The organism is Sporosarcina sp. UB5, assembly GCF_050859005.1.
In the GTDB taxonomy this organism is placed as follows: Bacteria; Bacillota; Bacilli; order Bacillales_A; family Planococcaceae; genus Sporosarcina.
Window position 1 is genome coordinate 1,660,942 of the sequence record NZ_CP125984.1, and the last position, 13,975, is coordinate 1,674,916.

At 37.6% G+C, this 13,975-nt stretch carries 12 protein-coding genes; 5 read left to right on the forward strand and 7 right to left on the reverse strand.

Going from position 1 to position 13,975, the window contains the following annotated elements; all coding sequences use genetic code 11:
• Positions 1-616 precede the first annotated feature (616 nt).
• A complete protein-coding gene (locus QM454_RS08630) occupies positions 617-1,237 on the reverse strand; it encodes a hypothetical protein (protein ID WP_432356969.1) in 621 nt (206 codons plus the stop codon).
• A gap of 1,237 nt (positions 1,238-2,474) precedes the next feature.
• On the opposite strand from QM454_RS08630, the gene QM454_RS08635 reads away from it, so the two are divergent.
• On the forward strand, positions 2,475-2,819 hold the full coding sequence (locus QM454_RS08635; RefSeq protein ID WP_432356971.1) for a winged helix-turn-helix domain-containing protein: 345 nt from the start codon (positions 2,475-2,477) through the stop codon (positions 2,817-2,819).
• 645 nt (positions 2,820-3,464) lie between these two features.
• Here QM454_RS08635 and QM454_RS08640 read toward each other — a convergent pair.
• The 5 genes from QM454_RS08640 to QM454_RS08660 are packed head-to-tail and all read right to left on the reverse strand — an operon-like array spanning position 3,465 to position 9,308.
• Positions 3,465-4,727, reverse strand: a complete 1,263-nt coding sequence (locus tag QM454_RS08640) for a M20 family metallo-hydrolase (protein WP_432356973.1) — start codon at positions 4,725-4,727, stop codon at positions 3,465-3,467.
• Complete coding sequence (locus QM454_RS08645; protein WP_432356975.1) at positions 4,724-5,836, reverse strand: mandelate racemase/muconate lactonizing enzyme family protein; 1,113 nt, start codon at positions 5,834-5,836, stop codon at positions 4,724-4,726. The genes QM454_RS08640 and QM454_RS08645 overlap by 4 nt, the downstream gene beginning before the upstream one ends.
• 15 nt (positions 5,837-5,851) lie before the next feature.
• Positions 5,852-7,138: a hypothetical protein gene (locus tag QM454_RS08650; RefSeq protein WP_432363921.1), complete on the reverse strand. Its 1,287-nt coding sequence runs from the start codon at positions 7,136-7,138 to the stop codon at positions 5,852-5,854.
• 27 nt (positions 7,139-7,165) lie between these two features.
• Positions 7,166-7,948 (reverse strand): serine hydrolase, encoded by a 783-nt coding sequence (locus tag QM454_RS08655; RefSeq protein ID WP_432356977.1) that lies wholly within the window; start codon positions 7,946-7,948, stop codon positions 7,166-7,168.
• A gap of 52 nt (positions 7,949-8,000) precedes the next feature.
• Positions 8,001-9,308: a hypothetical protein gene (locus QM454_RS08660; RefSeq protein WP_432356979.1), complete on the reverse strand. Its 1,308-nt coding sequence runs from the start codon at positions 9,306-9,308 to the stop codon at positions 8,001-8,003.
• A gap of 571 nt (positions 9,309-9,879) precedes the next feature.
• Between QM454_RS08660 and QM454_RS08665 the strand changes: the two genes are divergently transcribed.
• From QM454_RS08665 to QM454_RS08680, 4 genes are all read left to right on the forward strand, one after another.
• Entirely contained in the window at positions 9,880-10,662 is a 783-nt protein-coding gene (locus QM454_RS08665; RefSeq protein WP_432356981.1) for a DUF6602 domain-containing protein, read from the forward strand.
• A 243-nt stretch (positions 10,663-10,905) separates the two neighbouring features.
• A complete protein-coding gene (locus QM454_RS08670; protein WP_432356983.1) occupies positions 10,906-12,084 on the forward strand; it encodes an AbiH family protein in 1,179 nt (392 codons plus the stop codon).
• 440 nt (positions 12,085-12,524) lie between these two features.
• Positions 12,525-12,770, forward strand: a complete 246-nt coding sequence (locus QM454_RS08675) for a hypothetical protein (RefSeq protein WP_432356985.1) — start codon at positions 12,525-12,527, stop codon at positions 12,768-12,770.
• A 72-nt stretch (positions 12,771-12,842) separates the two neighbouring features.
• On the forward strand, positions 12,843-13,217 hold the full coding sequence (locus QM454_RS08680; protein ID WP_432356987.1) for a hypothetical protein: 375 nt from the start codon (positions 12,843-12,845) through the stop codon (positions 13,215-13,217).
• A 227-nt stretch (positions 13,218-13,444) separates the two neighbouring features.
• Here the strand turns inward: QM454_RS08680 and QM454_RS08685 are convergent, their stop codons facing one another.
• A complete protein-coding gene (locus QM454_RS08685; protein ID WP_432356989.1) occupies positions 13,445-13,957 on the reverse strand; it encodes a DUF7713 domain-containing protein in 513 nt (170 codons plus the stop codon).
• Between the last annotated feature and the right edge of the window lie 18 nt (positions 13,958-13,975).

Consider the following 13,975-nt stretch of genomic DNA (forward strand, 5'->3'; position numbering starts at 1 on the left):
TGGTAGGCATGATTGATTTTCGGTGCCAGGCAGAGCGACCGAGTATAGGTTGCAACACATAGTGGGTGGGATTTCCACCGGGTAAGGATTAGCCATCCTCCCGTAGCGAGTCTTGGAGGATGGGGGGGATAGGGGGCATATGCCGAGTTATTTCTCGAAATGTTCTATATTTCCTCCCCGAATATAATTCCAAGTATCCATTCTGGTAACATGATCCACTTCGATCGGCTGTAGGTTACTCATTCAGCAACTCTTCATTCAAATAAATAAAGCACCTCGGTCGAGATGCTTCTAATATAATAGCCAGGTATCCAATCCCTGAGTTCTTTGAGGGCATTAATTGCTTTGGCAGATAAAGTATTTTCTTTTAGTAATTCAATGCCGCCTCCAAGGAACATTCCATTAAGAATGTTCTCATTGCGCTATCAATTGCTTCTTTTTCATTATGGGAATCCCCTATTGATATTGGATGTGGGAGACCTTCGTAATGCACGGCAGCTCTATGTTTTCCATTAAGAACATCGATTTGACGACCACTATTTCAAAATCATGATTATACTTACTGATTTTTCGTTTCACAACAAACCTTCTCTCTTATAAAATACGCTTGTAATATTTATCTGATTCGGAACCTATCAGCCAACTCCTTGGCATGTCCTAGTATATAGCACAATTTGTCTGATCCTGAAAGAGCTTCATATTCAGCAAGAAGGGACTTTATTGCCTCTTCTAAGCCATGCTTTTCCCGTATCGACAGGAGCACGCTTTTTACGCTATCGAACAACACGTCTGCAGCCACCTCTGTATCCAAATGCTTTGGATGAATATCTTTCAATATTTCTTCCGTGTTCAAGCCTTGATAGCTCAAGTAACGTTCTGACAAATCAAAGAAACTCACTTGTTGATCTTCCGTCAAATTCCCCTTAGGCATATGTTTTTCGATATCAAAGCATTCAGCGATTAAATAGGTGAGGTCCAGTAATCGAAATTTATCAAAAGCCCTTTTTGGAGAAGTTTGAATTCGGATTTCTTGCTGCACTCCTGCTTTAGTTGTCCTTACAAGAAAGCCTACAACCGGGACCTCTTGTGAAATATAAACCTGATCTTCTCCTTTTTTGATTAACCAATAGGAAGACGGATCGCTTTCAAAGATAAGGCCCTCCCCTTGAAATATAATTTTATTGACTTCGAAACTTTCATCAATCTCCCTGATTAACTTCATATGCTGTGTAATCACTATAACCATTCCCTCCCTTTTTTTTGACATACTTTCATACTTCGACAGAAGGCGACGAAATTCCTTCAATAAGTAGCGGTAATGACAAACTAACAAAAAAGAAGTTTAAGTTTTAAAAGCATGTTCGTTCCGAGCATGCTTTTATATATATATTTAGAGATACAAACAGTCGTTATGCGGCGTAGAAGAAACGAAGGATTTCCTCCTTCAGTATCTAATATGACAATTGAGGTGAGAAAATATGAGGAATATATATTTTTTAATTAAATCTGGAGCTTATGCAGTACTATGTATATTTATTTGGACAGATTTTCAATTAGGCTCTTTGCTAATAGAAAATGTAGACAGCGACAGTTTTAATAAGTCAAAAGTTCGTATTTCCAATAAATGGAGTTTGGTATTAGGCGCCGACGCAATTCAGAATACTTCCAGTTGCGAGCTCCGTAGAGAGGAATCTCTACGGGGCTATTCAGTAGCTTACGAAAAGTAAATTAATATTTTAAAGCACTTTTTCCCGCCTAAATCAAATTTCTCAGCTGTTTTAGGCTCAAAATGCAGTTATCTCGGTTTCTGGAAAATTTACACCGATTCGCCTATGATATATGGTATTTGAAAAGTTGATTACGGCCACCCTATCTTACTACTCGTGACATCTTTTTTACCACTCAACGCTAAAGAATTTACCACAGAGTGTGTAGTGCAAAATAGAAGTACAGAGTTTTGAAAAGAATAAGTACATAACGTTGCAACTCTAGTTTCAAAAAGGCTTGCCAGCCGATGACTTGGGTCGTCTCCATAGAAATGATTTCACTTCTTAAATTTCGGTGCCAGGTATCAAAAAGATTCAGAGTGTTTTTTGATTGACGACTCCTTGAAAAGGAATCTCCCTGTGGGGCTATTTTTTTATCTGCTGTTGTCTGGTTCAATCAGCAACTTGTGAAAACGGCAAATAAAAGTTTTAGAGCTATCCTAATCAAATTCGATTTTTACTGTGTTTTATGCCCAAAACGCGTTATCTCGGCCTCGAAAAAATCCGCCTCTTATATATGGTATTTGAAAAGTAAAGGGGTGGGTGGGAATCTTAAATGTGATGAGTGTTGGTCTGGTTGTATTTCAGTAACTATGCAATCACTCGGATAACTAGTTCTTTAATAACTGTGAGAAGCAAGTTTAAGAATACTCTGCTCATAAGTTGAGTATATTGGTTTTGAAGTAAAATTTAAGGAGTGTTGAAAAAATGAATGTAAGAAGTTACGATCCATTTGCTTTGATAAAAGATGGTAATCTGCCAAAAAGTGAAATTGTAGCTTTTTATTTACTCTATTATTTATACCATCAGCACAAAAGATTTGGTAACGGGTTTACAACTAATTATGCATATGAGTTGTTAGCCGATATTTTTAATCTATCTGAAGAACAGTTAAATTATAAAATGAATGACGGCAGAAATCATTGGAAAAATAGAGTTCAGTATGCTAAAAGAGATTTGAAAAATAAAAAATTAGTTACTGAAAAAGATACAGGTTATTGGATTATTGAAGAAAAAGGTATTGAATTGATGAGTCTGATTTGTTTGAAATGAGTTGACCTAAATCGGATAAGGGGATGAAGGGACCAAAGTATTCTGCCCCCGGTTAAAGCCGTGATTGTCATGTTGGCGCCGAGCCCGCTTAAAGTTAGGTGCCAGGAGGATCTACAAGGTCTTCTGTATGTCAGTGCATACATACACCGAAACCCAATCGAAACGAAGCAGCCGATGGTCGAAGCAATGGAACACTATCCGTATTCCTCATACCGTTTTTATTATTACAACCAGAAGTCACCGTATCCGTTTTTGAAGATGCACCTGCTACCTTCTTTATTGCCGGTGGATAGGGAGCGAACTGCGCGGGAATATGCGAAGTTTTGTATGAAGAATGATTGAGTGCTAGGTAACAGCTTAAATGATGCCGTCAAGCGCACAAAACGGAAACGGAAGGCTTTGCAGAGAATTCCTGCAAGGCCTTCCGTTTTATTTTTATTTACTATGATATTTGCTAAGGCGCATACCTGGTACTTTAAACGATTTATGCAGGACTATTATGAAAGCGTCATTAATAAAGGACTAGCGTTGAAGCAAATCATGGACTATGAAGGCATTACAAATTAAACACTCCATGTAAAGTTGCAACAGCCCTATCTAAACTAGATGCTTTTAATTTGGACTAAACAGTGGTCAGTTTTTATGTCATTTCAATCTATCCAATTTTGCATCTGCCAACAATACTGCATGTAGCATCGTATTCGCAGCCTTCTCAATATCCGAAGGAAGGCTAAGTTCTTCAGGGCAGTGACTTTTGCCACCGATACTTTTTACGAAAATCATAGCTGCTTTTGTAATATCTGCTAAGTGTGTGGCATCATGACCCGCCATACTAGCAAAGGTAGTATGTGGGATGTTTAATGACTCAGCTGCATTTTGTAATAGCCCAACAATTTCTTGATTAAAGGTACATTCTTGTTGATCTAAAATATTTTCAGTTAAGATTGCTACCTTCCGTTCTTTTTGAATTCTCTTAAATTCATCATGTATTTTTGTTTTAATTATTTCTCGTTCTTGTTTACTTGCTGATCGTATTTCCAAAATGAATTCAACCTTGCCAGGTATGATATTTGCTGCATTGGGATAGAGATCCAGCTTTCCGATTGTGGCTACCGCATCAGTACCAAATTGGCTCGTAATTCTCTCAACAGCAAGCACCAATTCACTTGCGGCGACTAATGCATCTGCCCGATCACCCATCATCGTTGTTCCCGAATGATTTGCTTCACCAATGACTTGCACTTGATCGCGGTAAATCCCCACTATTCGATCAACTATACCGATGGAAATATTTTGATTCTCCAATCGTTTTCCTTGTTCTATATGCAATTCAATATAGGCTGCAATATCATTTCTTTTAATCTCAGAAAGATTATCTAAATTCCCACCAGCTTTTTTAACGACATCGGACAATTGATTTCCTTTTGAATCTGTTGCGTTTACCAATTGGCAATACGATAATTTTTCCGTTAATGCTCGACTACCCATAGTGGATATATTGAAATCATTTGGCTCTTCTGCGGTAAATGAAACAATTTCTAAATGATGATTTAATGAAACGTTATTCTCTTGGAGAGTTTGAACGATTTCTTTTGCGACAAGGACACCGAGTGCACCATCAAATTTCCCACCATTCGGAACAGTGTCTAAATGTGAGCCAATTACGATGGTGGATGCATTTTTGTTTTTACTTGGAAGCGTAGCCCAAATATTTGAGATTGCGTCAATCTTTATATCTAAGCCCATCTGTTCCAATTGATTGATAAAAATATTTCTTACTTTATAATCTTCCTCAGAGAAACTTGGTCGAGTAATCCCTTCATTCGGCACTTGCCCGTATTGCGCATAGTATTCTATTTCCTCCATTAGACGATCTATGTTTATGTTAATGGAATAGTTTTCTATCATGAAAGGTACTCCATGTTAATTTCGACACCTAACCCAGGTTCATTTGATACACTTATTTTTCCGTCTTTAACTAATTCTCTAGTAGTAACGGTCGTGATATCATGTGTGTGCAAGTAGGCACCGCATATAAAATCATTGTGTTTACTTATAACAGGTGTGCTAGCTGCTACTTGCATACTAGCGGCAATTCCGATACCAAGTTCTAAGTTACTGCCAATTGCACAGCTAATTCCTGCAGATTCAGCAATTGCGGCGATTTTCTTTGATTGATGAATTCCACCAACTTTACAAGTTTTTAAGTTAATGATATCCGCGCAACCATAGTTAATGGCAAATAATGCATCCTCTAGACTGAATATCGTTTCATCAATCATAATAGGTGTTTCAACGGCTTTCCGAATTGATCTTAAGCCAATTAAATCTGATTTTTTTACGGGTTGCTCAACAGATTCAAGTTCGCCAGTAGTTTCTAGTTCTCTAATAACGTGAATTGCATCAGTCACATTATATCCCTGGTTTGCATCCAAACGGATTTTCACGTCTCTTTTAGAATCGTCAATCGCTTTACGAATAAGCTTAACTAATTCAATATCTCTTTTTGGTTGATTTCCGACTTTTACTTTAATAACTGAAAAACCATCTTCGATTTTTTGAAACGCCTCGTCATAAGCACTTTGATTGTCCTTGATTCCAACAACATAAGCTAAAGGAATTTCTTCTCTGTATTTTCCACCGACCAATTCATAGACAGGCTGCTTTAAAGTCTTACCCCATGCATCATGAACAGCGATATCTATTGCGGATTTTGCTGCGCTTTGACCATAAATTGCCGTATTCATTCGTTCGTGAATTATACTTAGCTGGTTGACTGTTTGTCCCACAACTGCCGGTGATAAATATAAGTCATTAATCAATTTAATTGTTTCTGCGGTTTCACCCATAAAAGCAGGGGAGGGAGAGGCTTCACCGTACCCTCGAATCCCGTCTTCTGTAATGACTTCAACGATGGCGTGTTTTCTCGTGTTTGCTGCATAGAGGGAAATCTTCCATTCATTTTCAAGAGGTACTTCTACTATATATGTGTTTATTTTTACGATTTTACTTAACACTGTCGAAACATCTCCTTAAATAAGTTGATATAATTTCCTAGGTCTGCCTTGCTGGTATGGTTTTTCTTCGCCGATTACCTCGATGATATTCGTATCAAGTAGTTTACGGATCATCCGTTCTGCACTTCGCTTCGTCAATTTATAATAATCTGCTAAAACCTCAGCGGAAAAAGCTGCATTTCCTCGTAGTTGGTAAAAATCAATAAACTTAATTGCTGCCTCATTACTTAACTTAGCAATTTCAGTTAACTGACGGAATAATTCGGATTGTTCTAAGCCCTTATTGTTCCCTAGAGGACCAATGACTTTTCTATCTTTATTTACGATATAGCAACTACTATTATTAGAGAGCTTCCCTTGCTTTAAAGCTAATTTTGCATTTTGCTCTGCTTCATTCGCTGTTAGACCAAGACCGAAACCAATATTTATAGAAACATTCAACTCGTTTTCTATATCACGTACAAGAGGGAAGTCTTGAAAATGATTTGTCGCATAATCAAGGATTCCCCTTGTACCAAAGATAACGAAATGATTGTAGCCATTATTAATAACAGAGGCGTAAACATTATGACTAAAAACCAATAATAATTGGTGTAGACGTAATATAAGTTCCTGACCGAAAAAGTCTCCTTTTTCCTCAACGATGCATTCGAAGTTTTTAATCCTCAGAAATCCAACAACAATTTGGGAGCTTTTACTAATCTTTAGTTCGCCTTTTACTCTTGCTTCTTCAATCGCTCTTTCTAAGTTTCTGTTTGGTATTTTCATTCGATAGCATGAAATTCCTTTTTTCGTTAAGCTTTTTTCTACTTCACCAATTGTGGTTAATACGTAGTCAATTTTTTTCTCTTTCCATAAATTTGAATGGAAATCAACGATGCTTTTAATATCAAGACGATGCTTGTCTTTTCCATAACCATACGTATATATTTCTTCGTTATTGATATCTAATTCATTAATTACTTCAACGACATGATGGTCATTCATAATATCGATGGATAAACGATTGATGTCTCTGCCTAGCTCATTTTTTAGTCTGAAAAATGAGGTGGTGACCATGAATTCATCATAAGAAACGTAAATGGCTGGTATGTTTATTTGTTTCCATTCCTCCTGTGCGTATAGAAATGGAAGGGGGCCAGTAAATAGATATACATCACACATTTTTGCATCATATACTAATTCCTTGCATTCTTGAGGATTTTGATAAATGAAAGGAATTATTTCTATTTCATCCCTTTGGTGAGCATATTTTTCTATGCGCTCGATTGACGAAGCAAGGCCAAACACCGCTATTTTCACACTCAACTTGAACAACTCCAATTGTCATTACATATAATTAATAATTTCTTTTCCAATTTCCGCCAACTTCTTTTTCCCTGAAAAATTATCTGTCCAGCCATTTGATAAAACAGCGACATAAACGGTTTTATCATTTTTTTTGATGAGACTTATGTCGTGCTCGAATCCCGGTAACTCACCTGTCTTATTATAAAAAGATACACCGGAATCTGAGTAATTATAGCCGGGTAGTTTTTGGTTAAATTGTTGCTTGGACAAGATGCTAAGCATTTCCTGTCTACTCTCGTTATTAATGATTTTGTTAGGTTCACCAACTAATTTTAAATACTGTAGCATATCAAAGGCTGTCGTTGAATTTTCAAAACCGTTTGCAATAGCTTCAGTGTCCATAAAATTTCGCTCGATTTTAGTATTTTGGCAATTCAGTATTACTGATAGTTGATTGACTCTATCCATACCTACTGTTTTTAAAGCGATGTTGGATGCGGTGTTATCTGACACAATCATCATTAACTCTAGTAAATTACGGTAACTGTAAACATTAGATTCTGTCATATAATATATGACACCAGTTCCCGCTACTTTCTTCTGATTTTCAATATGAATAGCCTTATTGAGATCAAGTTTCTTTTCCTCAGCTAATCTGAAGGATTCAATTAATATGGGAAGCTTGATGACGCTTGCTGCTTTCATTTTTAAATGCTCGTTAATTAGGATATCCCCTTCATTTGAACTGAATGCTAGGGAGATTTGTCCTGAACTCTCATTTACAATGTCTTGCAGCTTATTTTTCAGATTCTTTAGTTCCATCTTTCTCTCTCCTGACATTGCTCATTAGATAAATACGAGAGGCTATAAGAATTTACATTATTAAGCTTCTTAAAATGACGAAGGTTATGGCAACGGCAGTAACGATAAGCCCGAAGAATACCAGATTTTTTAAATCCTTAGAACGAGCAATCCCCATCGCGCCCAATGTATCCCCAATCGGATATAAAAACTCAGTCATCTGTGAACCAACAAGTAGGACGAGCACCCAGATGCTTAGTGGGATAGCTGCATCTACGTATAAAGATCCGAACATTTCATTAAGAACTAAAACTTGTGCAACAGCAGCACCTGGAACGCCGGCAATACCTGTAATTGTTGTTAGTGCGATGAGTGTTACATCGCCACCTTTTTCAATAAAAGGCATAAGCATATTCTTCAACGATTCAAATCCGCCCAATTCCTGGATGTAGAAAATAAAGGGCGTGAACAACACAAATTGAAAGAACAGCCAAATAAGTGGCTTAGCACCTTCGAAAAATGTTTCTGCAATGTCATTTGGCGATAGTCTACCGGCTAATCCAGTAATAATTGCTGTCAATATAATTACGACAAGAGCAAATGTTGCTCCACCTTTAATAATTACACCGTAAATAATTAACCCGATTAAAGATAAGAGAAAGGCCCAAGTTGCTTGATTTACAACTCTTGAATTAAGAGGGCGCCCATTGTCTTCTGTATAACTTGCTACATCATCCTCTGTATAGGGATAAAGTCGAGCCGTTTTTGGATTAGTGAATTTCACGTAAAAATACGTAATGATCCACATAATGACGGATATAGGTAAGCCAGCATATAACACGACTTGAAAATAAGAAAGCCCTGTAACCTGCATCAAAGTGACCATTGGAGGCGTAAACGGTCCTAGAAATAATCCGGTAACACCAGCGCCCTGAAAAATTACGGCAACTGAACTAGAAGATAGTCCTGCTCTAGCAACGGTAGGGATGATTACAGGCGCTACTACAGCATTGGCACCAGCAAGGGTCCCAAGAGATCCCGAAAGGAAGGTGGATGAAGCCATCGTTCCAATTATTGCTTTGCTAGGACTATTAATCCCAATTTTATTCATGACGAATTCTACAACCTTTTGAGCTACCATCGTTTTTTCCGCAATCTTTCCGAGCCCAGCTCCGGCCATAATAATTAAGCCTACATACGCAAGAAACGATCCTAATCCTTCTTGAGTCGTACGAGCTACTTCCACCATGCTTGCTCCCGTCATGATAGCGCCTACAATTGTAGCTAGCAAAATCGCGACAACTGGATTCCACTTCCTGAAAACTAAAACAACAAAAACAATTAACGGAACTAACCCCCAAATCGTTGGCTCTGAAAACATACAATCCCCCCTAGAATGAATGTGCTTAAATTTTTTCTGATTAACATGATTAACGAACTTAATAACGACGACGTCTTTAATTATTGTAAAGACTTTTTAGAACATTGTCAATAGACTTTTTGCTAGGGGGAGTATCCGTTTTCAGAAAATCCACTTCAATATATGATAATTAAAAAGTAAAGGGCCGGATGGGCATCGCAAATGTGATGAGTGTGGGCTTGGAGGGGAGGAAAGGACATAAGGTTGTTGTTGAAGCGACTGTCCGTGATGATAATGAAGCTTGTATCGTCATCGGGCTATCGGATGCTTCAATTAAAAAGTACAATGAAAGGATTGTGAGTTGCCTACATGCGTTAAAAATTTTAAAAATTTTCGTGCCAGGCACCCGCGCAATTAAAAGATGGCGAGGTGGTATATTCCGGAGGAGCAGTATTTATTGGATTCGGAATTGATTCTTTATTCATTTTTCATCAAATTATACTGTAGTTATTGATATAATAATCTGATAGCGTTTCAAAATAATGGTATTCTAATTAATTATTTAATAAAATGAATTGCGAGGGTGATGAAAATGTTAAAGGACAAATTGAATATTTTACAAGAACAAATGGCGATTAAATTAAAACAGATACATATTGAACATAAACATCGTGGTAATAGAGGCGATAATTCCGAATCAATTTTAAGAGAGTTTATCAGGGAATTTTTACCTCCTTCAAATAGGGTTGGTCATGGAGAAATAATTGATACTAAAGGAAATATTTCGAATGAATCCGATGTCGTTATACTTAATGAACATCATCCTTATTTAAATGAGTTATCAAAGCCAAGCTTATTTTTTATAGAGGGTGTTTCTGCTGTTGGAGAAGTTAAGAGTAATTTAGGAAGTGCAGATATAGAGACGACCTTGAAGAAATGTCAACGTTTTAAAAATATGCACATAAAAATGCAAAAGGATGCAACCGTAGTTGGTAACATGTCAGACATTAAAAGATTTGTAGATAAAAGACCTTTTTTTCTATTCGCTTTCAAATCACAACTGACATTAGAAACTATTTATAAAAAGGTTATAGCATTCAATGAAGAAAACAAGATAGATATTGAACAACAAATAGACGGAATCTATATTTTAGACAGAGGTACTATTACTAATTATGGTGATGGGCAGGGTCAGCTTAGATTTAAATATAGAGAACCAAGTTTAACAGGTGAATTCGCAACTGGATATGTACCAGTACTAAAAGAGCAAGACCCTAATGTTTTATTTAACTTATTGGCTTTTTTAAGCACATCAATGCCCCGATTATCCTTACCTAATCCTATAATAACAGACTATTTATTTACTGATGATTAATTCCTGAAAAGATGGGAAATTGGAAAAGAACGAGGAGGAAATCCTTTCCAAGGCGTTTGATTGCTTGTTCAGCGTTCATCGTGATCTCTGAATTGTTGTGCTGCAACATTGACCGACTTTAATCAAATTACGCATGTTCATCTTTTCAATCGTTTTCGCCAAACTTTATTATTGGCGACGAGAGTTATTACACACCAAGAAATAGCGAGGAAGCACTTTAAATCAGAAAAGGAGGTGACGCACATGACAGAAGAATACCTACGAATATGTGAAGATTGTGGTACTCCTTACTTTACTGCCGGAGAACAAGCTTTCTATGAAAGTAAAAATCTCACATTGCCGAAACGCTGTAAGAAGTGTCGCACTGCAAGGAAACAAGAGTGGGAACAAGAACAAAAAGCAAAGAAACTGATAGAACAAGCTGGGTCTTTCAAACAAGCATTAAACGCTTCACATTTCAAGAGCGTAAGTATCGGTCGCATGCCAACAGGTGATCCATCAGTAACACTTAACGTCATAGGTAATGGCTTTGATCTGATGCATGGTGTAAAATCCAGCTATTACAATTTCAGAGATTCGCTTGGGAAGAACAATTCATTGCGTTTTGCTCTTGAAACCTATCTGAATGTTGAAGATGTGTGGGCTGATTTTGAGGATGCTTTAGCACATATCAACAGTGGAGCTATGTTTGAGGTTATTGATATGTGGCTTGGCGCCTTCGATGCTTATAACCCGGATGCACAGGCGGCAGATTTTTTTGTGGCTGTTGACGCAGCGACTGGACCTTCGCAAACGATAACTAATGATTTGCCTCGGAGATTTCGTATGTGGGTAGAGTCATTGAAATTACCTGATATGACCTACAGACCGCTTAATGGAGTCATCCGTAATTCCAATACGCTTAACTTTAACTATACGGAATTTATAGAAGAGTTGTATGGCGTGGAAAAAGAGAATGTTTGCTATATTCATGGTTGCAGACGAAAAGAGAAATATCACCCGAAGGATAAGTTGATACTTGGCCATGTTCCTGGTGCAGGTGACGATGATTTAGTTGGTGATTACAAATTGCCAAAGTATAAAAACAGTCGGAAACGCGAGAGGGGAGAAGCGGCGATTGATACGGCATCACGGAACCTTTCTTGGTACGATGAAGAAACCACAAAGAACTGCAAGGAAATAATAAAGAACAATAAAGAATTCTTTGACGGCTTGTCGGATGTGAGCAGAATAATCATTGTTGGCCATTCACTTTCTCCTGTGGACTGGGATTATTTTAAAAAGATAATCAATGTAAACAAAAATAAGAAGAACATTGAATGGTTTATTAGCTGCCATAGTGCCCGCAATATAGAAAGTATTAAGATGTTTGCAGATGCAATGGGTATAAAGGTGGGTCAGATTACATTGTTTATTACTTAATGCACAATCTGCTAGTGATGAAAAGATACTGGCGTTTATAGATAAAGATGTAAAAGAGTTTCGGGTACCAGATTCTCATTGAATTCGAATTAATTTTCGTGAAAGCAGAGCGACCTAGCTTAGGTGGAGTCGTTGACCTTGGCACGTCGGACATTGATATGTTGTAGCCCAAGAGCGTATAGGACCTCATCAAGTAGTCCTGAATCGAATTCCGAGTACCAGGTTCTCATTGAATTCGGAATTGTTTCAGAACCTGGTACCCTTTTAATTTAGCATAAACTGCGTATTGTCGGCAATGTACATTTGCAATGCGAAATTTGGGGCAACCAGGAATAATACCGAAACATTGTTTTTCTGTGCGGCTCCCTGGCAAACAAAGCAGAGGATAGTAAGTGAATGATGCCACGTTGAATATGGAAAACAGGGGAGGTTTATTGCTATTGAAAAGATTGATAATGGACGACGAGACTATTAGAAGTATGGTGGAAGAAAAAGTTGTTGAAAGAAGAATAGAGCTAGCCAAGGAAGGCATATCAGAAAGCGAAATTGACAGTAGGGTAGAAATATTATTAGAAAAAGTCTATAGGGCCTTGCAATCGTTTAATGATGATTTTAAATCTTTTATTCTTGATACCGAAGCTGATGACGAACTCCAGCTGGTTTTACGTGGACATTTATATATATAGCGTGAATTAACCGAAATGATTAGACTGTCTTTGGTACATCCAGATGAGATACTTAACCATCGATTTATGTATATGAATAAGGTAAATCTGGCAATTTCACTAGGTATTCTAAAAAAGGAAGATAAACCTGTCTTTCAAAAGATAAATAGCCTGCGAAATAATTATGCACATAATCTTGATTTTAACTGTGAGGAAAAACATTACACTGAAATCTATGATGCATTTGTTGGTGAATTGAAAACCTTAGGCGAAAGATATATACACTTTGAAGATAAAGACTTATTAAATAAGTTCAGAACTTTAATTGGTGTTGTTTGGATTTATATCAGGAGAGAGCATGCTATTTTGCCCGGGGAAATTGAAATTAATAGCCAAAGAACTAGAATTGGCGAATTGTATTTAGAACAACAGCACTTAAATGAGGAATTATTGAAATTCGGAATCTAGAAAAGTAAACGTTAATTTATAATGATAATTCATTGCGAAGGTTTTTTATATGGAAGTATTTTTTTAGTATTATTCATTATCAAAAGATACTCGGGCTACCCGATGAGGAAGTTAGTTTTAAGCGAAGCATTACCAGCATAGTACTGTAGGTTATTAATTTCATGTACCAGGTTCTCATTGAATTCGGAATTGTTCCTGAACCTGGTACCTTTTTAATTTCATTCGTCCTACTCATCCGCCAAATCCTTCATTTCGATCTTTACCTGAAAGCCTTCAAATGCCTGCAAAAGACGGCCGACTTCTTTCCATGTATATGGTTTGCCGTCTATAATGACGAGCGGTTCTTCGCTGTTGGTTTCACTATAGGACAGCACGCCTTTCAAGTGGTCGCCTTTGACAGTGATGTACGGCTCGCCGCTTGGAAACTCTCCATTTTCGAGATATGTCTTCGACAGCCCCCGTTTGGTCTTTTCTTTGAGTTGGTCGAACAGTGTAAGTTGATCGGCAACTAACTCTCCATCGACTGCAAATTCATAGCCGTGCTCCCATCGTTCGCGGGCTGTCAGCAAAATTGCCGTACCTAAGACCCGCCGTTCAACTTCAAAAATACGTTGAACACCATTTTCATCGTCCGCAGAAAATGTTTTGGGCAGCTTGGGGAGGTCCACGCCGAACTCTTCTGCCATCGCAGCATTACAGCATTCCATACAAAGCGACTGCCAACTGAACTGTACGCGCACCGGGGCGATTCCACAAAT

Coding starts and splice junctions, on each gene's coding strand:
- QM454_RS08670 (WP_432356983.1), top strand. CDS start 10,906: ATGACAGAAGAATACCTACGAATATGTGAAGATTGTGGTACTCCTTAC.
- QM454_RS08665 (WP_432356981.1), top strand. CDS start 9,880: ATGTTAAAGGACAAATTGAATATTTTACAAGAACAAATGGCGATTAAA.
- QM454_RS08660 (WP_432356979.1), bottom strand. CDS start 9,308: ATGTTTTCAGAGCCAACGATTTGGGGGTTAGTTCCGTTAATTGTTTTT.
- QM454_RS08680 (WP_432356987.1), top strand. CDS start 12,843: ATGAATAAGGTAAATCTGGCAATTTCACTAGGTATTCTAAAAAAGGAA.
- QM454_RS08655 (WP_432356977.1), bottom strand. CDS start 7,948: ATGGAACTAAAGAATCTGAAAAATAAGCTGCAAGACATTGTAAATGAG.
- QM454_RS08635 (WP_432356971.1), top strand. CDS start 2,475: ATGAATGTAAGAAGTTACGATCCATTTGCTTTGATAAAAGATGGTAAT.
- QM454_RS08640 (WP_432356973.1), bottom strand. CDS start 4,727: ATGATAGAAAACTATTCCATTAACATAAACATAGATCGTCTAATGGAG.